Genomic DNA, 24,887 nt, shown 5'->3' on the forward strand with positions numbered 1-24,887 from the left:
CCGTCCCGTACTTGGGGGGGGCGCCCCCCGCCCCCCCCCGGCGGCCCGGGCGGCCGCCGGGGGGCACCCCCCCCCCCCCCCCCCGCGGCCCCGCCCCCGGGGGGGCCCCCCCCCCCCCCCCCCCCCCGGGCACCACTTTCATGGGCGCTGCCGGCTACGGCTTCTCCTCGCTGTAGAGGTCGCTCACCTCCTCGGCGGTAAGCGCCCGGTCGACGGCGCGGACCTCGTCGACCGCGCCGTTCCAGAAGTCGACGTTCGTGCCGTCCCAATGGGCGCGGCCGACGGTCAGCGGGCCGGTGCTTCCGTAGGCGGCGCCGCCGGTGGTCGTCGCCGCGAGCTTTCCGTCGAGGTACAAGCGGATCTCGTTGGTGGTGGCGTCCCGTACACCGACGAGGTGGTACCAGCGGCCCGTCTCCGCGGCGACGGCCACCTGGGCACGGCGTTCACCGGGAGTGCTGAAGGCGAAGTTGCCGTGGCCGTACTGCAGGTAGAACGAGTTGGCCGTGGCACGCGTGTCCTGGCTGACGGCCGTGCCGTAGTTGCCGGGGATCCCGTCGAGCCGGACCCAGGCCGACACCGAGTAGCTTCCACTGGTGTCGAGCACCGGCCCGGAGGTCTCCGCGTACTGCTTCTGGCCGTCGAACTTCAGGGCGCTGCCGCTGACACCGTCGGTCCAGGAAGCGCCCTCGCGCAGCGTGAGGGGCTTTCCGTCGGGGACGGTGTCCTTGGCGGTGGTGCCGGTGCCCTCGTCGAGGGTCCAGCGACCGCCTGTCAGTGCCTTCGTGCCCGCCGCGGCGCCTGCCGCGATCACCTTGAGGTTGACCTTCCGTACCTCCGCGGGATCCATCTTGATGTCACGGCGGTCGTACGTGTAGAGGCCGTTGAGCTCGTTCTCCAGGTCGGTGATCTGTGTGTACACCGAGCCGGACAGCTCGGCGCCGGCCTGCTCGACGTAGAACTTCTCGGTGTTCTCGACGTACTTGCGGGTCAGCTCCGCCTTGGTGGTGACACCGCTGTAGATCACCGTCGGGGCGCCCGGCCACATGTGGCCCGGGGAGCGCAGGGTGAACCCGCCGTGCTCGCCGTCCATGGCGGCGCGCCTGTCGTCGGGGAAGGGCGGGTCGTCGTTGTTGTAGTCGTGGTGGTCGATGATGTCGCCCTTGCCCGAATCACCCTTGGAGTTACAGCAGTTGACACCGCTGTGGGCGTTGACGACACGGGACGGATCGGCGGCCTGGACGGCTTCGGTGATACGGCCGGTCTCCTCGCGGTTCCACTCGCCCCAGCCCTCGTTGAAGACGATCCAGCCGATCACGGAGGGAGAGTTGTGATGCTGGCGCATCGTCTCCCGGCCCTGGTCGACGAACGCCTTCTGGCCCGTCTCGTTGGTGAGGTTCCCTGAGACGAAGTCCTGCCAGACGAGCAGGCCGAGCTTGTCGGCGTGGTAGAACCACCGCGCCGGCTCCACCTTGATGTGCTTGCGCACCGCGTTGAAGCCGAGCTTCTTGTGCGCCTCGAGGTCGAAGGCGAGCGCGTCGTCACTGGGCGCGGTGTAGAGACCGTCGGGCCAGAAGCCCTGGTCGAGGGTGGCGAGGGAGAAGATTGGTTTGCCGTTGAGGACAAGCTTGTTGAAGCCGCCCACCTTCTCGACGCCGATCTTCCGCATGCCGAAGTAGCTGCGGACCTTGTCGCTCGACCTGCCGTCGGTCAACGTGACGTCGAGGTCGTAGAGGTACGGGTCGTCGGGGCTCCACAGATGCTGCTTCGCCACCGGCAAAGTGAGCTTCTTGTCGGCCGCCCCGCTGACCCTGCCGACGACTTTGCCTCGGGAGTCACGGGCGACTGCCTCGACACGGGCCGAGGAGGAGGCCCCCGCGGAGTCGACCGTCACCGCGAGGGTGCCCGTGTCGATGTCGGGCGTGGTGACGATGTTCTCGATCGAAACGGGAGCCACGGGCTCCATCCACACGGTCTGCCAGATACCGGAGGACTGCGTGTAGAAGATGCCGCCCGGGTTCGTGGACTGCTTGCCCATGGGCTGGTCCGCGCCACCGGTGTCGGTGACGGCCACCACGATCTCCTGCTTGCCCGTCCCCTTCAGCGCGTCGGTGATGTCGGCGCTGAAAGCGTTGTATCCGCCGGTGTGTTCGGCGACCTGCGTGCCGTTGACATACACGCGGGACTGGTAGTCGACGGCGCCGAAGTTGAGCTTGAGCCGGTTCGAGCGGTTGTCCTTGCCCACCTTCCAGCTCCGGGGCACGTCGATGACCCGGCGGTAGAACATGTGGTCCTCGTGCCGCTCGAGCCCGGACAGCTGCGACTCGACCGGGTACGGCACGATGATCTTCTCGTCGAGGTTCTTGCCGAAGACTGGCTGCTCACCCGCCTTGGCGCCGCTGAACTGCCAAGGCCCGTTGAGGTTCTCCCACTTGGACCGCTTCTGCTGCGGACGGGGGTACTCGGGCAGCGGGTGCTTCTTGTCGACCTTGTCGCCCCACTTGGTGGTGAGGCGATGGGTGGAGGCGTTCTCCGCGTAGCGGATCACCTTCGGCACGGCCTTGCCGCCGACCGTCAGACCGCCCGCACCGTCGTAGGAGACCCGGACCAGTTGGTTCTTCTGGATCGGTTCCGAGAGGTTGACGTAGAGGGAGGAGGAGTCCCCGGGGACGGACGTGACCGACTTGATCGGCATGGCGGTCGTGTCGGCCTCGACCTTCAGATGGTCCTTGACCGCCTGGAGGCTGCCCACCTTGCCGTCGAACCGGGCGCGCAGCCGCGTACCGCTCTCGGCGACGGCGAGCTCCACCGGGAAGACCTCGAAGTCGGCCGGCGGGGTGAACGCGGTCATCGGCACGATCTGCTTGGCCAGCGTCGGAGTCGACCAGCGCAGGAACATGTTGGCGCCGCCGGTGTCCTGGAACAGCTCCAGACGGAACGTGTGCTGCTCGCCCGCGGTCAGCTTGACGGCCTGGCTGGTCTGCTCCCGGTCCCAGTCGCCTTCCCAGTGGTCGATGACGGGCTGGTCGTCGATGTAGAGCCGGAAGCCGTTGTCGCCGATGGCGTAGAAGGTGTAGTCACCCGTGGCCGGCGCCTCTATCTGGCCCGTCCAGCGGGCGGTGGTGTGCTCCGTCTTCCCGGTCAACTCCTTGAAGGTGTCCGTCAGACCGGAGAAGTTGATCTGCGGGTCGAGCGTCGTACCACCGAGTTCCGCGAAGTCCCGGGCGCCTGGTGCCGACATGCTGAAGTACTCGCCCTTGAGGCCGTGCGTCTTGACGGCGGCCTGACCGGTCGCGAGTGCTGACGCACTGCTCGTGGACTCGGCGGCTGCCGCGGCGGGCAGCAGCCCGCTCGGGGGCAGTACCAGCGCCGCCGTGGCGAGCAGCGCCAGCACTCTGGCTCTGGGGCGGGTGTTGTGTCCTGTCATGGAACCTTTCCTCGTCCAGAGGCCGCGAGCGCGTCCGACCGCCGGGGCAGGGTCACGGACTCCGGTGAGGAAGGCCGTAGGGAGAAGCTGCACACCGGCTGAGGCACGTTCCGCGAGGCGGCCTTTTCAACGTTGGAAACCCTCTGCCAGCGGTATGACAACACGCTCCCAGAAGGCTGTCCAGATCTCGCGCAGCACTTTGTTCCCGGCGGTGCCGACGAGACACCGAAGCTGTCGGACGCGACGAACGCCTTGTAGAGAGCGTGTTGCGTCCGGCAAAGCGGTTTGTCACGGCGCGGGTTGGCCGGCCGAAGCAGGAAGCGCCGGTGCGTGTGAGCCGCTCTGACAGTGGCCGTACGTCGGGGGGTGCGCCTAGGTCCTGTCGTCAAATTCCCGTCGTCGCCCGGAGGGCGGCCGCGCGGCGTCAGGTGCGTGTTCTCGGCGTGCCTGGCGTAGGCCCTCGTACTGGACGTACTTGGGTCTGCGCCCGGTGCGGCGAGAGTGCGTGCATGGCGTCGCGGGGCAGACGGAAAGTTGACGACAGGGCCTAGTTCCGTCGCCTCGGCGAGGATGCAGGCGAGGCCGGTGAGCGGTCGGGCGCCGCAGGCCTGTTCGGCGGTTGCGGAGGGCTACTGGGGTGAAGCGGTGGTCGGCTTCCTCTCCGGCTGGAGGGTGTCGCACCCTCAGAGACGGCATCCGGGAGCGTGCCTTCGACTCTGCCTCTCGACCGCAACTCATCGCGCCCACGCTGCCGCCGCTCATGGACGGGCGGGCCCGAACTGTTCGTCGGTGCCGCGGGCGGCCCCCCGTACCCGAGCCCGACCTGCCGGAACTCCGGCTCAGCCGCTCAGCGGACCCGGATGAAGACCACGTCGTAACCGCTGTTCGTGCGACGGGACTTGACGTAGAGGCCGTCACTGCCGCCGTTGGGGTTGCCCGTGTTGCCCTCGACGCTGGTCAAGGGCGATCCGGACACGCCGCAGGTCAGTACTCGGTCATTCGGTGTACCTCGGCCGTGAGGGCCTCGAACTCCGGGGACTGCAGGGACGGCATCATCGAGCGAAGCCGTGCGACATCGCCGCCCGGACGGATCCTGCCGGTGATGATCCCGACGAGCGCCTTGATCTCACCGGTGGTCAGCTTGACGCTGGTCCTGTATGCCATGCGCAGCGAGCACATGGGCTGCTCCAGCCTGCCGCGCCTGGCCTCTACGAGCCGGCCGTCGCGGATCCGGAAGTAGTACTCGATGTCGTCGGCGCCTTCCGGATTCTCCTTGATGACGTGCTGGATCTCCACGTTGAGACCCGGTTTCTCGGGCATTCGCCCGCCACGCTTTTCCAGCTCCGTCAGATACTCCGGGGAGAGATACTTGATCTTCGGCATGCCACACTCCAGAGGCTTCGGTTACAGGACCTTATCGGCCTGCGTCACGGGAAATCCTCATCCCTGGTGGGGAAATACGTGACCGCGATCTCCCGGAATCCCCTCCGAAAGAATGAGGACGTGGGGCCGTATTCACCGGGCTCCGGCACGTGAATTCTGGAGGGCTCAGGCGTCGGCACGGACAGGGAGCGGAGCCATGCTGCTGGAGAACAAACGCCTTCTCATCACCGGTGTGCTGACCGAGGCGTCGATCGCGTGGAGCGTGGCGCGGCTGGCTCAGGAGCAGGGCGCGGAGCTCGTGCTGACCGGCTTCGGACGCGGGCTGCGGTTGACCGAACGGGTGGCCAGACGGCTGCCGCACCCGCCGGACGTGCTGGAACTCGACGTCACCCGAGAGGAGGACATCGCCGCCGTCGCCAAGGACCTGGAGGCCCGGTGGGGGCGGGTGGACGGCGTACTGCACGCCGTGGCCTTCGCTCCGCAACACACCCTCGGCGGGGGCTTCCTGGCCGCTTCCTGGCCGGACGTCGCAACGGCGGTGCACGTCTCGGCGTACTCGTTCGTCGCCATGGGCCGAGGTTTCGGTGACCTGCTGGCCAGGTCGGGCGGCGGCTCGCTGGTCGGCCTGGACTTCGATGCGACCGTCGCCTGGCCGGCGTACGACTGGATGGGCGTCGCCAAGTCCGCGCTGGAGAGCTGCTGCCGCTATCTGGCGCGTGATCTGGGGGGCCGGGGGACCCGGGTCAACCTTGTCGCGGCCGGCCCGCTGCACACGGCGGCGGCGCGGGCCATCCCCGGGGCGGAGGCGGTGAGCGGGCCGTGGCCGCACCGTGCCCCCCTGGGCTGGGACCTCACCGACAGTGAGCCCGTCGCCCGCGTGGTCTGCGCTCTGCTGTCCGACTGGATGCCTGCCGTCACGGGCGAGATCGTGCACGCCGACGGAGGGGTGCACGCGGTCGGTGCCGCCCCCGGTCCCACCAAAGGATGAATACTCATCCTTTCGTGGGAGGCCGGTGAATTCATCAGGGCGATGGAAGACGAACGGAACACCTCGAACGTAGATTCCGAGATGTCGCTCAGAGGGCTCGTGAACGCTCTGGCGCGGATGATTCCGAACTCATCGAGGGGTCTACACAGGTGATCACCACCGAGGCATGGGTATTGCATGCGGGACCCGCCGGAGCGGAATCCGGAAATCCCGTTCCCGGGGAACTGGTGTGGGAGGATTTCAGTTTTCCGGATATCGCCGAGGACGAAGTTCTCGTGGAACCGCTCTACGGTTCATGGGAAGCCAACATGGGTCATGCGCTGGAACGCGCCCCGGTGGACGTGTGCCGGCAACGCGGGGAAGAGCGCATGGTCATCGGGAACTTCGGGGTCGTACGAGTGGTACGCCCGGGCAAGGCGGTCACCCGGGTCAAGGAGGGTGACCTGGCTCTGATGCAGGCCTTCGCCCGCACCGACGACCACGGCTACGTCAAGTTGGTCCATGCCTACGACGCCCCGGGCACCGTCGGCGTCCTGGCCCGCCGGACGAAGATCGGCGAGCGCCTGCTGCTGCCGCTGCCGGAGAGTACGCGCTACTCGCTCCAGCAGTGGGCCGCGTCCTACGGGCGGTACTGGACGGCATGGGACAACTGGAAGGTCGCCTACGCCTGCTGGCGCTCCCAGGTGCGCGTGGAGCCGGCGGACATGGATCCCCCTCCGCTGGCGTTCGGTTGGGGCGGGGGCGTGGCCGTCGCTGAACTCGAACTGGCTCAACGCGCGGGCTTCCGGGCCGCGATGGCCTCCGGGAATCCGCAGCGGCTCGCCGAGATCGAGGCGAAGGGCATGATCCCGGTGGACCGCCGCCTCTTTCCCGACCTCGACCACGACGAGGACCGGATGGCGGCCGACCCGGACTACCGGCAGCGCTACCGCCAGTCCGAGCGGACCTTCCTCAAAATCGTCAACGAGCTCAGCGGGCGACGCGGAGCCGCGATCATCATCGACAACATCGGCAAGCCCGTGCACCGGGCGACGCTGCGGGCCCTGGGCCGGCAGGGCGTACTGGCCACCGTCGGCTGGAAGCACGGCATGCGCCTGGAGAACATCCGGGCGAACGAGTGCATCAAGCGACACATCCACGTGCACACCCACGCCTGCTGTTTCCACGACATCGAGGAGATTCTCGAATTCCAGGAGAGCTCGGGATGGATGCTCGAACTGGGGGACCAGCGTGTCTACCAGTTCGATGAAATCCCCGAGCTGGCACGTGATTACGCAGAGGGAAACCTGGATTCATATTTCCCTCTGTTTCGAATAAATCAGGACTGAAAGGGACAGCTGTGTCTGAGGTTGACTTCGATATCGGCATCATCGGTGGAGGACCGGCCGGCTCCACGGCCGCTTCCTATCTCTCCAAAGCAGGTCTGAGCTGCGTGGTCTTCGAGGGTGATCTCTTCCCTCGCGAGCACGTCGGCGAATCGCTGATACCCGCAACGACACCGGTCCTCGCCGACATCGGGTTCCTGCCACAGATGGAGGAGGCAGGATTCCCCAGGAAGTACGGCGCGGCCTGGACCTCGGCCACGGACAAGAACATTCCCACCATGGGATTCAAGGGAATGTCCCACGGCTTCAGGGCCGCGGAGATCGAGTTCCATGAGCGTGAGCAGCTCGGTGTCAATCAGGACTACACGTACCACGTGGATCGCGGGACGTTCGATCTGCTGATGCTCCAGCACGCCAACACGCTGGGAGCCAAGGTCTACGAGGGCATCCGCATCCGCAAGGTGGACTTCTCGGAGCCCCATCCGCGGATCGTGTTCCCGCTCGGCGGCCGCGACTCCTCGGTCAAGGTGCGCATGGTCATCGACGCCAGTGGCCGCAACACCTTCCTCGGGCGGCAGTTGGGGCTCAAGGTCAGCGACCCGGTCTTCAACCAGTACGCCATCCACTCCTGGTTCGACAACCTGGACCGCTCCGCCCTGGCGGTCAACAAGGAGCAGGCGGACTACATCTTCATCCACTTCCTCCCGGTCACCGACACCTGGGTGTGGCAGATCCCGATCACCGACACCGTCACCAGCGTGGGCGTCGTGACCCAGAAGAAGCACTTCAAGGCCTCCAGTTCGGACCTCGAAGGGTTCTTCTGGGAGTGCGTGGGCAGTCGCCCCGATCTGCGCGACGCGCTGAAGAACTCCCAGCAGGTGCGCCCCTTCAAGTCGGAGGGCGACTACAGCTACGCCATGAAGCAGATCTGTGGCGACGGCTGGGCGCTCGTCGGTGACGCGGCCCGCTTCGTCGACCCGATCTTCTCCAGCGGTGTCAGCGTCGCCCTCAACGGCGCCCGCCTGCTCTCCGGCGACGTCATCGCCGCCGCCGAGAAGGGCGACTTCAGGAAGCCCTCGTTCGGCAACTACGAGTCCAAACTGCGCCGGGCGGTCGGCAACTGGTACGAGTTCATCTCCATCTACTACCGGCTGAACATCCTGTTCACGGCCTTCGTGCAGGACCCGCGGTACCGCATGGACGTCCTCAAGATGCTCCAGGGCGACGTCTATGACGACGCCGAGCCCAAGGCACTCGCCGCCATGCGGGAGATCACCCGCCAGGTCGAGGAGAACCCCGACCACCTGTGGCACAAGCACCTGGGCTCGCTTCGAGCACCAAGCGCGGCGCCCCTGTTCTGACCGCCGTACGGAACGGATCGAGAGCCGGAGCAGTTGGAGGGGACTGGCAGATGCACGCATCGACCGAGGTGTCCGGGACGCCGTCCGGAAAGCCGCACGGACGGCGGGACGTTCCGGAAGCGATCGCCATGGTGGGAGCGGGGTGCCGGTTTCCCCGCGGAGCCAACGGGCTTCCTGAATTCTGGCGCCTCCTGAGTGAGGAGACGGACGCCATCGAGGAAGTCCCCGCCGAGCGATGGGACGTGGACCGCTACTACGACACCGATCCCCACAAGCGCGGCACCATGTACAGCCGGTGGGGCTCCTTCCTGGACGGCGTCGACCAGTTCGATCCCGCGTTCTTCGGTATCGCTCCGCGCGAGGCCCACGAGATGGACCCCCAGCAGCGCCTGCTGCTGGAGGTCGCCTGGGAGGCACTGGAGGACGCGGGTCAGGTTCCCACCGCCCTGGCCGGCACCCGGACGTCCGTCTTCACCGGCGTGATCGGGATGGACTACACCCTGCTCCATGCCCACCAGGCGGGGCTCGACGGCATCGGCGCCTGGTACGCCAGCGGTCGCGAATTCAGCTTCGGACCCGGACGGCTGTCCCACCTGCTGGGGCTCCAGGGCCCCAGCATGTCCGTGAGCACCGCCTGTTCGTCCTCGCTCGTCGCCGTCCATCTCGCGTGCCAGAGCCTGCGCAGCGGCGAGTCCGACCTCGCCCTCGCGGGCGGCGTCAACCTGATCCTCTCCCCGGAACTCAGCATCTTCCTGTGCAAGGTGCGGGCCATGTCCAGGGACGGGCGCTGCAAGCCGTTCGATGCCTCGGCGGACGGGATCGTGCGGGGGGAGGGCTGCGCCCTGGTCGTCCTCAAGCGGCTTTCCGACGCTCTGGCGGACGGCGACGACATCCTCGCCGTCATCCGCGGCACCGCGGTCAATCACGACGGGGCCAGCGCCGGACTCACCGTGCCCAGCGGCGAGGCCCAGCAGCGACTGCTGCGCGACGCCCTGGCCGCGGCGGGTGTCGCGCCCGCGGACATCGACTATGTCGAGGCCCACGGCACCGGAACGCCTCTCGGGGATCCCATCGAGTTGAGCGCACTGAGGAACGTACTCGGCCAGGACCGTCCAAGCAGCCATCCGCTGTTCGTCGGCTCGCTGAAGAGCAACTTCGGTCATATGGACTCCGCGGCGGGCGTCGCGGGACTGCTCAAGGCCGCCCTGGTCCTCCGGCACGGCCAGGTCCCCGCCACCATTCACGTGCGCGAACGCAACCCGCGTATCCGCTGGGACTGGCCGGTGGAGGTGGCCACCGAGCTCACCCCGCTGCCATCGGCCGGCGAAGGCCCGCGGCTGGCCGGGGTCAGCGCCTTCGGGCTCAGCGGCACCAACGCACACGTGATCATCGAGGCCGCCCCGCCGCGCGCCGACGTCCGCGCCGAGGAGCCGGAAGGCCCGGTCCTCCTGCCGCTCTCCGCACGCGGCGACGCCGCGCTCACCGACCTGGCCCGTGCCTACCGCGACCGGCTGAGCGCTGCCGCGGACGTGCCTCCGCTGCGGGACCTCGCTCACACCGCCGGCGTACGCAGGACCCACCACAAGGAGCACCGCCTCGCTGTCACCGGCAGAGACACCGGCGAACTCGCGTCGCTGCTCGGCGAGTTCGTCGAAGGCAGGCCGTCACCCGGCCTGCACCGCGGAAGCGGGGAGACGGAGGGGGAGCCACCCGTCGTCTTCGTCTTCTCGGGGCAGGGCTCCCAGTGGCCCGGCATGGCCCGCGAGCTGCTCGGGCGCGACGGCGACGACTGGCGTGCCTTCCGCGACAGCTTCGACGCCTGTGACGCCCTCGTCCGCGAGCTGGCCGGCTGGTCGCTGAACGAGGAGATCGCCGCCCCCGAGGACGCGTCCCGGCTCACCCGCACCGAGGTCGCGCAACCGGTGATCTTCGCCGTGCAGGTGGCGCTCGCCGCGCTCTGGCGTTCCTGGGGCGTCGAACCGGCGACGGTGGTCGGCCACAGCATGGGCGAGATCGCCGCGGCACACGTGGCCGGGGCGCTCACTCTGGAGGACGCGTCGCGGGTCGCCGTCCACCGTGGCGGTCTGCTCGCCGAGTCGACGGGCCAGGGCCGGATGGCCGTGGCCGAACTCTCCGAGCCGGACACGCGGCGCGCGCTGGAACCCTATGCCGGGTTGCTCTGGCCGGCCGCCGCCAACAGCTCCCGCTCGACCGTCGTCTCCGGTGACGCGGAGGCCGTCGAACGGTTCATTGCCGACCTCACCGAGCGGGGGATCGGCTGCCGCCTGCTCCCGGGCGACCATCCCTTCCACAGCCCGTACATGATCCCCTATCAGGAGCGGCTGGCGGAGCTTCTGGACGGCCTTCGGCCCAGTCCGCCCACCGTCCAGGTGGTCACCACCACCCCCGGGGGAAGCGAGGGCGAGGAGCTCTTCGGCACCGCGCACTGGGTACGCAACATCCGCGAACCCGTCGAATTCGCGACAGCCGTCGACCAGTTGCTGGACCAGGGGCACAAGACCTTCCTGGAGATCGGCCCGCACCCGGTCCTGGCCCTGCCCCTCGCACATGCCTTCGACGACTCGGGAGGGACCGAAGGCACGCTGGTGGTGCCGTCCCTGCGGCGTGGTGTGGTTGCGACGGAGACACTTCTGACCTCGCTGGGCGCGCTGTACGCCGCCGGGGCTCCGGTCCGCTGGGAGGCGGTCCCGCCCTCGGGCGGCCGTCCGGCCAAACTCCCCTCCTACCCCTGGCAGCGTCGGCGCTTCTGGATCCAGCAGACGCAGCCGCCGACGGAGGAAGGGCCCTCGGTGCCGCGGCAGTTGCCGGTCCCACAGGAGCCGACGGAAGAGCGACGGCCCGAATCTCCTGTCGCGAGGGCACCCCAAGCGCCGCAGGACCGCGGGGAGCTGGAGGATCTGGTTGCCAGGTCGGCGGCTCAGGTACTGGGGCACGAGCCCGGCTCGATCCGGCGTCGTCAGGGTTTCGCCGACATGGGCATGGATTCCCTCACGTCGCTCGAACTCCGGGATGTGCTCCAGCACCAGATCGGCCCGCTGCCTGCGACCGTCGCGTTCGACCACCCCACGGTGGAGCGGCTGACCACGTATGTGTGGGACCGGCGTGCCGAGGGACAGGCTCCCAAGGCCGCCGCTCCCGAGAGGGCGGCGGAGAGGCAGGCGTCTTTCGCGGCGGAGAGGCAGGCGTCTTCCACGGCTGCGGCTGAGCACGAGCCGATCGCGGTGGTGGGCCTCGGGTGCCGGTTCCCCGGTGGGGGCAGCGGGCCCGACGGTTACTGGCGCATGCTGCAGGGCGCGACCGACGCGATCGCGCTGTCTCCCGAGGGCCGCTTCGACGACCACAGCCGTTGGAAGGGCGCCTGGCTGGACGACGTCGATCACTTCGACCCCCGGTTCTTCCGGATCCCGCCGCGCGAGGCGAAGGTCATGGACCCCCAGCAGCGGCTCTTCCTGGAAGTGGCCTGGGAGGCCCTGGAGCACGCCGGCCAGACCCCGGACCGGCTGACAGGCTCCCGTACCGGCGTATTCGTCGGGATGAACTCCCACGACTACGCCGAGCTCATCGCCAACGCCCCGCAGAACGTCGATGCGTTCTACGGCACGGGCAACTCCTTCTGCTCCACCTCCGGACGCCTTTCCTACTTCCTGGGCGTGCACGGGCCCAGCCTGGCCGTCGACACCGCGTGCTCGTCGTCCCTCGTCGCCGTACACCTCGCCGTCCGCAGTCTGCGCAGCGGCGAGAGTGAAGTCGCCGTCGCCGGCGGGGTCAATGTCATCCTGCGCAGCACCATCCACCGCGCCAGCCAGGCCGCGGGCGCCCTGGCCGGTGACGGACGCTGCAAGACCTTCGCGGCCACCGCCGACGGCTACAACAGGGGCGAGGGCTGCGGTGTGGTCGTACTCAAACCGCTTGCCAAGGCTCTGGCGGACGGCGACCGGGTCCTGGCGACGATCCTGGGTTCGTCGGTCAACCAGGACGGCCCGAGCAGCGGCCTCACCGTTCCCAACGGGCCCGCCCAGGAGGCCCTGGTCCGTGACGCGCTCGTCGATGCGCGGGTGTCGCCCGCCGAGATCGGGTACGTGGAGGCCCATGGCACCGGCACACCGCTCGGTGACCCGATCGAGCTGCAGGCCCTCGGCGCGGCGCTGAGCGCTCTCCCCGGCCGACAGCGGATCACCGTCGGCTCCGTGAAGACCAACATGGGACACCTCGAAGCGGCTTCCGGTATCGCGGGCCTGATCAAGACCGTCCTGGTCCTGCAACGCGGGGAGATCCCGCCGCACCTGCACTTCACCGAGCCGAACCCCGAGATTCCCTGGGCCGAGTTGCCTTTCGACGTCCCGACCCGGGCGGTGCCGTGGCCGCAGGACCGGCACGCGGCCGGAGTCAGCGCCTTCGGCTTCAGCGGTACCAACGCCCATGTCGTCCTCGGCCGGGCGCCCCGGCAGCCCGAACCGTCGCACGGGCAGGTGCCCGATGACGGCCGGCCGTACCTGCTGCCGCTGTCGGCGTCCGACGAGGCGGCGGTGACCGCCCAGGCCGGCAACTACCGCGAACTGCTTACCGGCGGAACCGGCGGAGCGGAGCGACAGCCAGGCGCCGACGAGACCACCAGCGCTTCCGGCATCCCCCTGCGAGACCTGTGCTACACCGCGAGCACCCGCCGCGTTCACCAGACCCATCGCCTCACCGTCGTGGGCCGCACCCGCACCGAACTCGCCGAGCGGCTCGCCGCGTTCGAGGACGGTGACCGGGGCCTCGGTGTCTCCACCGGCCGTGCGGATGGCGGCGCCGAGAGGAAACTGGCCTTCGTCTTCTCCGGCCACGGCTCCCAGTGGCGGGGCATGGCCCAGATCCTGTTGCGCCAGGACCCGGCCTTCCGTGAGGCCATGGCCTGGTGTGACGGCCGGCTGCGCCCGCACATCGGCTGGTCGGTCCTCGACCACCTGGAGCGCGGCGCGGACACCCCGTACGGGCCGAGGCAGCAGGAGCTGGTCTTCGCGGTCCAGACCGCCCTCGCCCGCCGCTGGCAGTCACTCGGGGTCAGGCCCGCCGCGGTGGTCGGCCACAGCATGGGAGAGGTGGCGGCCGCGCAGGCGGCGGGCATCCTCGGAATCGAGGACGCGGCACGGCTCATCCACGAGCGCGCCGCCGTCCAGGAACGCCTGGTCGGCTCCGGCGCCATGGGAGTCGTCGGTCTGCCCGCGGACGAGGCGGAGGTGGCGCTCGCCGGCTACGAGGACCGACTGTGGGTGGCAGTGAGCAACAGCGCCCGCAGCACGGTCCTGTCCGGTGACGAATCCGCCCTCGACGAGGTGCTGGCCGCGCTCAAACGCCGCCAGGTGTTCAGCCGCCGGATCGACGCCGCGGGCGCCGGACACTGCCCGCGCGTCGAGCCCCTCGACCGCGAACTGGCCGGCCGCGTCCCCTGGATCGCGCCCTCCGCCGGCGATCTGCCGTGCTACTCCTCCGTGACGGGGGGCCTGCTGGACGGAGGCGCGTTCGGTGCCGCGTACTGGGGCCGGAACCTGCGAGACCGGGTGCGGTTCTCCAGCGCGGTCCGGGCCATGGCGGGCGACGGATTCGACACCTTCCTGGAGATCTCCCCTCATCCGCTGCTGCTCACCTTCATCGAGCAGGACCTGCGGGATCTCGGAGTGGACGGCGTCCTCGTGCCCTCGCTGCGTCGGGACAGCGACGACTTCACCGTCATGCTCGAGTCCCTGGGCACTCTGCACGCCAACGGCTATGCCGTGGACTGGGAGCGGATGTACCCGGCGGGCGGGCAGTTGACCGACACCCCCGCCTATCCGTGGCAGCACAAGCGCTACTGGCTGGCAGGCCCGCGGGGCACGGCGTCGGGAGCCGTATCGCGAGGTACGGCCGGAGCCGGGCAGAACAGGCCCCCGCACCCGCTGCTGACCCGCCGGACCCGGACAGCCGGGACCGTACCAGCGCGCCTTTTCGAAGCCGACCTGGACGACGGACTGCTCGGCGCACTGACCGTGGGGAGGCTGTGGGGGGCCAGGCTGGTGCCCGGCGCGGCCTGGCTGGAGATGGCGCTCGCCGCGGGCCGGGAACGCTTCGGCGCCGGGCCGTTGTGTGTGGAAGCTGCGGAGCTGCCCGAACCGCTGCTGCTCGACATGGCGGCGGATGAAGCCGAGGGCGAACCTGCTGTCACAGTCGCGCAGTTGAGCCTGGCGGACACCGACCACACGCACGAGGTCGCAGGAACGGCGGACGCGGCGACCTTCACGGTGCACACCTTCCCGGCCGTTCCGGAGACCGGGACGACGACAGGGCTCCGGGCCCGGGGCCGGCTGGCCGCCTGCTCGGACACGGCACCTGCCGCTCGGCCCGCGTTCACCGGCACCGACGAGGCGATGGACCCCGCGGAGTTGGGCGAGGCGCTGGCCGCGGCGGGCGTCGGCCTGGACGGGCTGCGGGTGACGGCGGCCCGGCGTGCCGACGGCACCTGCACGGCCGAGTTCGAGAGCGCCCCGGCCGACGGAGGGTGGATCCTGCCCCCCGGGCTGCTGGAGGCGGCACTGCGCCTGCTGCCACTGGCCGCGGGGCGAGCGCCGCAGGAGCCGCCGATGCTGCCGCGGTCCGTGGCGCGGCTGGTTCTCCTGCGCTCCCCGGAGGGGGCGCGGCTCACCGTGCAAGCCCAACTCACCGACCGCGCCGGACCCGGCGTGTGCGGTGACATCTCCGTCCTCGACGAGGACGGAACACCGGTCGCGCTGCTGTCCGGCGTGGCCCTGGAACCTCCGTCCGTCACGCCCGTCGCGGCAGGGACCCGCGACCGGCTCGACGCCCTGCTGTACACCCACCGGTGGCAACCGTCCCCTCGTCCCACCGCACCCCCGGTGATCGAGCCGGTGGACGGCGCGTGGTGGCTGGTGCTGGCGGACCGGGGCGGCGTGGCCGACGCGCTGACCACACAGCTCTCCGCGCGCGGAGAGCGGACCGTACTGATCGCCCCCGACGACGCGGCCGGCCACGGCGGGCTCGCGAAGCTGGTCCGGGACCGGCTCCGCACCCCCGGATGCCGTGGCGCCGTCCACCTCTGGGGACTGGACCTCCCCGTCGGTGCGGGCGCCGCCGCCCTCACCGACCCGGCTGTCGGATGTGCCTACGACGCGGTGCTCGGCCTCGCCCGAGCGCTGGGGGCCACCGGGACCGCGCGGCCCGTCTGGTATGTCACACGCGGCGCCTGTGCGGCCAGGACATCGGATACGGCGGGCCCACCGGTGGCCGAGACCCAGGCACCGCTGTGGTCCCTGGCCGGAGTCGCCGCCCTCGAACACCCCGCCGCCTGGGGCGGTCTGCTCGACCTGGAGCCGCGCACGGCCGGCCCCGACGCCGAAGCCGCCGCGCTCGTCGACGAGCTCGTGGCCCCGGACGGCGAGGACCACATCGCGCTGCGGTCCGGGCGGCGCCTGGTGCAGCGCGTGGTGCGGAACGGTCCGACCGGGCCGGTACTGCCCGCAGGACGCCATGAGCCCGGTGGCGCGTACCTGGTCGCCGAGGGCGCGAGCCCTCTCGGGCTGCGCATCGCCCGCTGGCTGTGCGAGCGCGGCGCCGGACGGGTGATCCTCACGTCCGGACCCGAAGCCGGTGTGCCCGGAGGGGACTTCGAGGAGGAGCTCGACCGGCTGCGCGGCTCCAGCGCCGCCGAACTGCTGACCGTGCGCTGCGACCCGGCCGATCGCGCCGCCCTGGCCGGTGTCCTGGAGACCGCGTGCGGCGGCGGCCTGCCGCTGCGCGGAGTCGTCTGGCTCGCCGTGGACTGGGAACTGGGCGACACCGCGGCCGTCGGTCTGTCCGAGATCACCGATTCCGTCCGCGACCGTGCTCTTGGCGCCTGGCACCTGGACGAGTTGCTGACCGCCCAGGGAGCCGAGAGCGGCCTGGAGTTCTTCGTCGCCTTCAGCGGCATCGCCTCGTTCTGGGGTTCGCTGGGCGTGGCCCGGCAGGCCCCGGCCGACGCGCTGCTGGCCGCTCTGGTCCAGCGGCGCCGGGCACGGGGAGACGCGGGTCTGTGCGTGCGCTGGGCGCCCTGGGACGAGGTCGGGCGGCTGACCAAGGAGAGCAGGGCGATGCTGGTCCGGGCCGGCCTTGAGCCGCTGCGGCCCGAGACGGCGGTGGAGGTGCTCGACCATCTCGTCGCGGCCGGTGCCGTCGAGGCGGGCGTATGCCAGGTGGACTGGGGCATCATGCTGCCCCTCTACCAGCAGGCGGGCTGGCCGCTCTTCCATGATCTGGAACCGGGCGACGATTCGGCGGGTGCCACCGCGGCGGCCGCTCTGCGACAGGAACTGGCGGCTCTGGACCCCGAGGAGCACCACGGTGTCCTGGTAGGCCACGTGCTGACCGAGACCGCCGTGGTGCTCGGCGCCGACTCGGGTGACGAATTCGACCCCCGGCAAGGCTTCTTCGACCTCGGCATGAACTCGATCACGGCCCTGGAGATGAAGGTCCGCCTGCAGCGGCGCTTCGACTGCACACTGCCCAACACCCTCGTCTTCGAGTATCCGAATGCCGAGGCCCTTGCCGGATATCTGGCGGCGGACGTGCTCGGCCTCGGCATCGCGGACGCCCCCGGCCGAACCGGTCGCGACGCCGGTGAGACCGAACGCCCGGTGACGGCCGCGGAGTTCGCCGACGACCTCCGGGACGACGACCTCGCGGCCCGCTTCGAGCGCGAGATGGCCGGGGTGGAGGCCCTGGGACTCGGGCTGGCCGACCGGCCCCGTACCGACATCAAGTACCGCGGAGAGGCGGAGCAATGACCGGAACCGACACGGACGACCGGGCCAGGCTGACCTACGCCCTCGACACGATCGCCCGGCTCAGGACCCGGCTGGAGCAGTACCAGCAGACGGACGGTCCCGTCGCGATCATCGGCATGGGCTGCCGCCTCCCCGGCGGAGCGGATTCGCCCGAGGCGTTCTGGCAGGTTCTCCGCGAAGGTACCGACACCATCAGCCGCTTCCCGGCCGACCGGGGCGACGCGGACGCCGTGTACGACCCCGACCCGGACGCGCCGGGCAAGGCGTACTGCGTCGAAGGCGGTTTCATCGACCGGCCCGACACCTTCGACGCCTCGCTCTTCGGCATCTCGCCCGCCGAGGCGGTCGCGATGGACCCGCAGCAGCGCATCACGCTGGAAGTGAGCTGGGAGGCGCTGGAGCGTGCCGGTATCGCCCCCGACAGCCTGGAAGGCACCGCGACCGGAGTCTTCCTCGGAGCCAGCACCAGCGACTACGCACGCATGCGCCAGCAGCTCACCGATGTGACGGACGTCGACGCCTACCAACTGATGGGGGAGCCCGCGTTCCTCGCCGGACGGGTCTCCTACCACTTCGGGCTGCGGGGCCCCGCGCACGTCGTCGACACGGCCTGTTCCTCGTCGTTGCTGGCGGCCCACCTCGCATGCCAGAGCCTGCGCCGCGGCGAGTGCGATCTCGCCTTGGCCGGAGGGGTCAGTCTGATGCTGACGCCCTACGGGTTCGTGCTGGTGAGCAAGGCGGGGGCCCTCGCACCCGACGGGCGCTCCAAGGCCTTCGACGCCTCGGCCAACGGGTATTCGCGTGGTGAGGGGTGCGGTGTCGTCGTACTGAAGCGGCTGTCGGACGCACTGGCGGACGGCGACCCGGTCGTGGCCGTCATCCACGGCAGCGCGGTCAACCACGACGGACGCTCCAGCGGCATCTCGGTGCCCAGCGGCCCGGCACAGCAGGAGGTGATCCGGGCGGCCCTGGTGGACGCCGGAGTGGCCCCCGGCGGGATCGGCTACGTCGAGGCGCACGGCACGGGCACACTGCTCGGCGACCCCATCGAACTCCGTGCACTGGAGGCGGTGTTGGGTGCAGGCCGGCCGACGGACCAACGTGTGTACGTCGGGTCGGTCAAGACGAATGTCGGCCACCTGGAGGCCGCGGCGGGCGTGACCGGGCTGATGAAGCTCGCGCTCACTCTCCAGCACAGGGAGATTCCGCCGAGCCTGCACTTCACCGAGCCCAATCCGAACCTGGACTGGGAGAGCCTTCATCTCGCCGTCCCGACGGACCGGACCGCCTGGCCGGCGACGGCCGCCGGCCACTACGCGGGGGTGAGTTCGTTCGGGGTGAGCGGCACCAACGTGCACCTGGTGCTGGGCGAGGCCCCCGCGCCGACGGCCGAGGAGCCGCAACAGACAGCGCCGACGTCCTCGCACGATCTGCTGGTCCTGTCCGCGACGTCCCAGGTGGCCCTGAGGGACCTGGCCGCCCGCTACGCCGCCCACCTCGGCCTGCCGGGTGACTCGTCCTCAGAGGCGGTCGCGGAGGGTACGGGCGGCAGCACCCGAGGCGGTGGTGCCTCGTTGGGGGACATGTGCCGGGCCGCCGCTCTGGGACGGGCACAACTGCCGCAGAGGATGGCACTGGTGGCCGGTTCGGCGGTTGAACTGCGCGACCGGCTGCGGCGGTTCGCCGCCGGCCAGGCCGCGCCGGGCGTCGTCACCGGGCGTGCCTCGCCCCGCAGGCGGGCGAAAGTCGCCTTCCTCTTCACCGGCCAGGGCAGCCAGTACCCCGGAATGGGACGTGGGCTCTATGACACCGAACCCGTATTCCGGGCCGCCTTCGACGAGTGCGCGACCCTGCTCCGCGACCATCTCGACCGCCCGTTGTTCGACGTCCTCCACGGCAGCCCCGACGACACGGCGCTACTGGACCGGACCGCCTACACCCAGCCGGCCCTCTTCGCCGTCGAGTACGCCCTCACCCGCCTCTGGCGCTCCTGGGGTATCCGGCCCGCCGCCGTCCTCGGGCACAGCGTCGGCGAGTACGTGGCCGCGTGCGTGGCCGGGGTGTTCAGCCTTGAGGACGGCCTCGCGCTGGTCAGCGCACGCGCCGGGCTCATGCAGCGGCTCTGCGAACCGGGCGCCATGATCGCGGTGCCGCTCTCCGCCGCGGAGGCTGAGGCCGAAGCCGCCGCGGACAGCGGTCCTGTCTCCCTCGCCGTCGTCAACGGCGAGCGCGAGACGGTACTGTCCGGCGCCGCCGACGCCATCGACCGCATCGCCGCCCGGCTCGACGGACGCGGGATCCAGGCCCGCCGCCTGCGTGTCTCGCACGCCTTCCACTCGCCCCTGGTGGAGCCGTCGCTGGCGGAGCTGCGCGCCGCGGCCTCGCGGATACGTTTCTCCGCGCCGCGCATTCCCGTCATCTCCAACCTCACCGGTGAGGCCGTCGACGCCGACACTCTCGCCGACCCCGACTACTGGTGCCGGCATGCTCGCATGCCCGTCCGGTTCGCCGACGGACTGCACACCCTGGACCGGCTCGGCTTCACCACCTTCCTGGAGACGGGCCCCGGCCGGACACTGCTCGGCCTCGGCGCCGCCGCCCTCCCCGGGCAGGACCGGACCTGGTTCGCCTCCCTGCGCCGGACCACCGACGACGCCGAGCAGATCCGCACGGCGCTCGGCGGCCTGCACGTGCTCGGCACCCCGGTGGACTGGCGGGCGGTGCACGCCGGGTCACCCAACAGGCCCGTGGCGCTTCCCACGTACGCCTTCCAGCGGGAGCGCTACTGGTTCGACGAGCGACACCCGGCGGTGTCCGCCGTCAGTACGAGCGCCACCACCGAGACCAACGGCACCGACGAGCCACCGGCGTTGCTCGCGCGGCTGGCCGAGGCGGCCCCGGACACGCGGACCGGTCTCGTCGCCGCCCACCTCCGCGAGCAGCTCACCACCGCACTGTGGACCCCGGCGGAAGAGATCGGCTCCGACGCCGATCTGCTCGAACTCGGGGTGGACTCGCTGATGGTGATGCAGGTGGTCACGACCTGCAAGAACGAACTCGGGCTCAGCCTCTCGCCGCGCGAACTCTTCGAACAGCCGACGGTCGCGGAATGGGCGTCCCTCATCGCCGCACGCGTCGCGCAGGACCACGGCCTGCCCGGCGCGGCGGAGCAGGGCGACGCGGCCATGGCCACCGACCGGACCGACCCGGCCGTACTCAAGGCCGAGGCGGTGCTCGACCCGGACATCGAACCCGCGGGCGACCTGGGGGAGTCCTGGCGCGACCCGGCCGATGTGCTGCTCACCGGTGCCACCGGCTTCGTCGGCGCGTACCTCCTGGACGAACTGCTCCGCTCCACCAAGGCGACGATCCACTGCCTGGTGCGCGCCGGCGATCCGGACGGCGCACTCGCCCGGCTGCGTGCCAACACCGAGCACTATCTGCCCTGGCGGGAGGAGGACGAGGAGCGGATCGTGGCAGTCCCCGGCGATCTCTCCCAACCGCTCCTCGGCCTGCCGGAGGACGTGTTCGACGCGCTCGCCCATCGCGTCGACGCGATTTACCACAACGGCGCGAACGTCAATTTCATCCAGAGCTTCCGGCAGCTCAGGGCCACCAACGTGGGTGGCACACAGGAGATTCTGCGGCTCGCCTGCCGAGGTCCACTCACCCCCGTCAACCACGTCTCCACCTTCGCCGTCTGGGGGGTGCCCGACGATCTCAGCAGCACCTTCTCCGAAGACGACGACCTGGACCGCGCCGGCCGGCTGCCCAACGGCTATCTGCAGACCAAGTGGGTGGCGGAGAACCTCGTACAAGCCGCCCGTGAACGCGGTGTGCCGGTCAACGTCTACCGACTCGGCCAGATCATGGGTGACTCGCGCTTCGGCGTCTGTGTCACCAACAGCTTCACCTGCGCGGTCATCAAGGGCTGCATCCAATTCGGCTCCGCGCCCGAGCTCGACATGCTCGTGGAGATGACCCCTGCCGACTACGTCAGCCGGGCCCTTGTGCACGCCTCCACGACAAGTGACTTCGGGCAGAACTTCCACCTCCTCAACCCCGAACGCATGCCCTTCCAGGAACTGGTGGGCTACATCCAGCGGCGCCGGTGGCCGGTCGGGCAGCGACCGGGACCCGAGTGGGTGGCGGACTTCCAGGCCGGGGTCGGCACGGAGGAGAACGCGCTCCACCCGCTCATCGACACCATCAGCGAGATCGTCCGGGTCGGCCAGGACTCCATGACGTACCAGGTGGACAACCTCCTGCACGCGCTGGACGGCAGCGGCATCACGTGTCCGCCGCTCGACGACACCCTCCTGGACACGTACTTCGACTGGATGGTCCGCACCGGTTTCCTCCCCTCTCCCGACCAGCCCGCCGCACAGTCCCGGACGGAGCAGCAGCGATGAATACCCGCGATCCCGAACACACCCAGGAGCAGGCTCCCCGCGATGTCGTCATCCTCGGGGGCGGTATCGCCGCGGCGGCCCTGGCGACCGTCCTCGCCGCCAACCAGGTGCGGGTCACCGTGGTCGACGAGGGCGAGCCGTCGCGATTCCCGCAGGGCGAGATGGGGGTGCACGCGGCCGGGATGTTCCGCATCCTGGCCCAGCGCTACAAGGTGCCCGAGCTGGCCCTGCTCTCCACGGTCAAGGACATCCACGAGCACGTCACCGAGACCGTCGGCGCCGAACACTGCCACAGCTTCGTCTACCACCGGGAGGGACGACCCCAGGATCCGTCCGAGCTGCTCCAGGTCTGCCCGCCCAAGGGCGCCCCGCCCGAGCCGCACTTCTACCGGCCGGACATCGACGCCCACCTGCTGCGGACCGCCCAGGACCGGGGTGCCGACGTGCTGCGGGGCGTCAAGGTCACCGGCGCGGTGCCGGGCCCGGCCGACGTGCTGGTCTCCCTCTCGGACGGGAGCCGTCTCCGGGCGCGGTATCTGGTGGACGCCTCGGGCCCCGACTCGCCGCTGGTGGCCGCATTGGGGCTCCGCGAGGAACCCGCGCGCTTCACCACCGCCAGCCGCACGCTCACCACCCATATGACGGGGGTGCGACCGTTCGCCGAGGTGGTGGCCGACCGTGCCGCGGCGTACAGGGCCCCGATGCCATGGGCCCGGGGGAGCATGCACCATCTCACCGACGGCGCGTATCTGGCGGTGCTGCCCTTCGACAACCACCCGGATCCCGCTCCCGGCATGGTCAGCGTGGGCCTGACGCTCGACGCCCGCCGCTTCCCGGCCGAGGACTTCGCCGGGCTCTCCGCCGAGGAGGAGTTCCGCGCCTTCGTCGCGCGCTTCCCCACCCTGGCCGCCCAGTTCGAGGACGCGGTCGCCGAACACGGGTGGCTGTCCACCGAGCGCAATCAGTACGCGGTGAGCCGTACCGTCGGCGACCGGTGGTGCCTCGTCGCAGACGCCGCCGGCTATGTCGATCCCTTCATTTCCAGAGGACTCGGCATCGCTCTGGAGACCGTGAACGTCCTCGCCCGGCGGCTGCTCGACGCCGTACGTGACGATGACTTCTCCACCGAACGCTTCGCTCTGGTCGACGACTTCACCCGCGGACACCTCGACGCCAACGACGAACTGGCCGCCATGGTGCACGCGTCGCTGTGCGACCCGGCGCTGGTGAAGGCCGTGCTTTTCGTACTCGAAGTCGGCTTCCGCTTCGGCGGATTCCCCCTGCTCACCGCCTACTCGGAGCTTCGCACCACGGGCAGCGACGCGGCGCTGCGGGCTCTGGAGACCGTGCCGTACCGCGGGCACGTCTTCGCAGGCCACGAGGGCTACCACCGGCTCTTCACCGAGACCGGTGCCACCTGCGCGGCGGTGGCGGCCGGTGAGCTCGACCCGCGCTCCGCGAGCGAGCGGATCTTCCGGTCGGTCCGCGAGGCGGAGTTCGTGCCCGCGGCCTTCAAGCTCAACGATCCGACGGCCCGCTTTCTGCAGATCACCCCGGTGACCCTCCTCAGGCTCGCTCTGTGGACGGTCCGCGGAGCCCCCAAGGACATCGCCCCGCTGATCCGCACCGGGATAAAGACCGTCCTGCGGGGCGGCTGACCCGCGCCGGCACCGCCCCGCCCTGTCCGCCACCCACACGGAAGAACCGAGGAACACGCATGGGAACCCTTGCCCGTTTCACCGGCACCGTCCTCACGCCGGGGGACGCCGGTTTCGAGGACGCGAGCCGCACTTGGAACGCGTGCTTCGCCTCCCTCCCCAGCGAGGTGATGGTCTGTCACAACGCCGAAGCCGTGGCGGAGGCTCTGCGGAGCGTTCGGGAGCGCGGCATCCCGTTCCGAGTCCGCTCGGGCGGTCACTCCATGGCCGGGCTGAGCAGCGTGGAGGACGGGGCGGTCATCGACCTCGGCGGCCTCGACGCCATCACCCCCAGCGAGGACGGTTCGCTGGTGACCGTCGGAGGCGGGGTCCGTCTCGGTGACATCTACCGCGAGCTGTGGAAGGCCGGCGTGACCATACCGGCCGGCACCTGCCCGCGGATCGGTATCGGCGGCCATGTACTGGGCGGCGGCATGGGCGTCCTGTCCCGGTCGCGCGGCGCACTGGTCGACCATCTCGCGGGTCTGGAACTCGTCGACGCCGACGGCCGACTGCGCAAGGTCGACGAGGACGAGGACCCCGATCTCTTCTGGGCCTGCCGGGGCGGCGGAGGCGGCAGTTACGGCATCGCCACCTCGTACACGTTCCGTACCTCGCCGATCTCCGATGTCACGATCTTCACCATTGCCTGGGACTGGGCGCAGTTCGCCCCGGCGGTCAAGGCCTGGCAGAGCTGGCTGGCCTCGGCCGATGACCGCATCAACACCTTCCTGTCGCTCTTCCCGCGACAACAGGACCTGCTGGTGGCCTTCGGCGTCTTCGACGGCCCGGCCGCGGAGTTCGAGGAGCTGCTGCGTCCGCTCGTGACCGCGGCGGAGCCGCAGACCCAGGTCGTGGAACCGGTGCCGTTCATCCAGGCGGTGGACACGGTGGAGGCTCTCCAGGGCGAGGCGGCCTCGGCCGATCAGGTACGCGCCCAGGGCAGCTCGGCCATCATCGCCGAACCGCTGAACGACGCGGCCATCGCGACCCTCCAGGAGTTCCTCACCGACCCGCCGAGCCACCGCGGCGAGGTGGCCATCTACGGCATGGGCGGGGTCATCGGCCACCGCGCGCGCACCGACACCGCGTTCGTGCACAGGACCGGGCTGATGGCCTTCGAGTACCGCACCGACTGGGACCTGCCGGAGGACGACGGGAAGAACCTCGCCTGGGTCAAGGAGCTGCGCCACTCGATGGCCGAGCACACCACGGGCGCCGCCTACGTCAACACCATCGACCTGGCCCTGGAGAACTGGCTGTGGGCCTACTACGAGGAGAACCTGCCTCGGCTCATGCGGGTCAAGCGCCAGTACGACCCCGGTGACGTCTTCCGGCACCCGCACAGCATCCCGGTGTCCGTCACCGAGCAGGACATCGCCCGCCACGGCATACCCGAGCAGGTGGCCGCCGAGATGCGGTCCGCAGGGCTGCTGAGTTGACGACCCGTCACATCCAACGAATCGAGGAGGCCGTACGTC

9 protein-coding genes are annotated in these 24,887 nt (G+C 70.2%); 7 read left to right on the plus strand and 2 right to left on the minus strand.

The window, feature by feature from the left end; translation table 11 throughout:
- Window positions 1-154 precede the first annotated feature (154 nt).
- Together ACIBLC_RS28325 and ACIBLC_RS28330 are read right to left on the minus strand one after the other, a co-directional pair.
- Window positions 155-3,424, minus strand: coding sequence for a LamG-like jellyroll fold domain-containing protein (locus ACIBLC_RS28325; RefSeq protein WP_399214075.1), 3,270 nt, complete (start codon window positions 3,422-3,424; stop codon window positions 155-157).
- A gap of 984 nt (window positions 3,425-4,408) precedes the next feature.
- Window positions 4,409-4,807 carry a hypothetical protein gene (locus ACIBLC_RS28330; RefSeq protein ID WP_399214076.1) on the minus strand — a complete coding sequence of 133 codons (399 nt, stop codon included), beginning with the start codon at window positions 4,805-4,807 and terminating at the stop codon, window positions 4,409-4,411.
- A 196-nt stretch (window positions 4,808-5,003) separates the two neighbouring features.
- Between ACIBLC_RS28330 and fabI the strand changes: the two genes are divergently transcribed.
- The 7 genes from fabI (at window position 5,004) to ACIBLC_RS28365 (ending at window position 24,848) form a co-directional block, all read left to right on the plus strand.
- Window positions 5,004-5,795 (plus strand): enoyl-ACP reductase FabI, encoded by a 792-nt coding sequence (gene fabI / locus ACIBLC_RS28335; protein WP_399214077.1) that lies wholly within the window; start codon window positions 5,004-5,006, stop codon window positions 5,793-5,795.
- A gap of 308 nt (window positions 5,796-6,103) precedes the next feature.
- Window positions 6,104-7,123 carry a zinc-binding alcohol dehydrogenase family protein gene (locus ACIBLC_RS28340; RefSeq protein ID WP_399214079.1) on the plus strand — a complete coding sequence of 340 codons (1,020 nt, stop codon included), beginning with the start codon at window positions 6,104-6,106 and terminating at the stop codon, window positions 7,121-7,123.
- An 11-nt stretch (window positions 7,124-7,134) separates the two neighbouring features.
- Window positions 7,135-8,481, plus strand: coding sequence for an NAD(P)/FAD-dependent oxidoreductase (locus ACIBLC_RS28345; protein ID WP_399214080.1), 1,347 nt, complete (start codon window positions 7,135-7,137; stop codon window positions 8,479-8,481).
- 50 nt (window positions 8,482-8,531) lie between these two features.
- Window positions 8,532-17,297, plus strand: coding sequence for a type I polyketide synthase (locus ACIBLC_RS28350; protein WP_399214081.1), 8,766 nt, complete (start codon window positions 8,532-8,534; stop codon window positions 17,295-17,297).
- Entirely contained in the window at window positions 17,294-21,709 is a 4,416-nt protein-coding gene (locus ACIBLC_RS28355) for a thioester reductase domain-containing protein (RefSeq protein WP_399214082.1), read from the plus strand. The genes ACIBLC_RS28350 and ACIBLC_RS28355 overlap by 4 nt, the downstream gene beginning before the upstream one ends.
- On the plus strand, window positions 21,706-23,367 hold the full coding sequence (locus ACIBLC_RS28360) for an NAD(P)/FAD-dependent oxidoreductase (RefSeq protein WP_399214083.1): 1,662 nt from the start codon (window positions 21,706-21,708) through the stop codon (window positions 23,365-23,367). The genes ACIBLC_RS28355 and ACIBLC_RS28360 overlap by 4 nt, the downstream gene beginning before the upstream one ends.
- Window positions 23,368-23,426: 59 nt before the next feature.
- Window positions 23,427-24,848 carry an FAD-binding oxidoreductase gene (locus ACIBLC_RS28365; RefSeq protein ID WP_399214084.1) on the plus strand — a complete coding sequence of 474 codons (1,422 nt, stop codon included), beginning with the start codon at window positions 23,427-23,429 and terminating at the stop codon, window positions 24,846-24,848.
- The last annotated feature ends 39 nt before the right edge of the window (window positions 24,849-24,887 follow it).

The sequence above is a fragment of the Streptomyces sp. NPDC050535 genome (assembly GCF_044457665.1).
GTDB lineage: Bacteria > Actinomycetota > Actinomycetes > Streptomycetales > Streptomycetaceae > Streptomyces.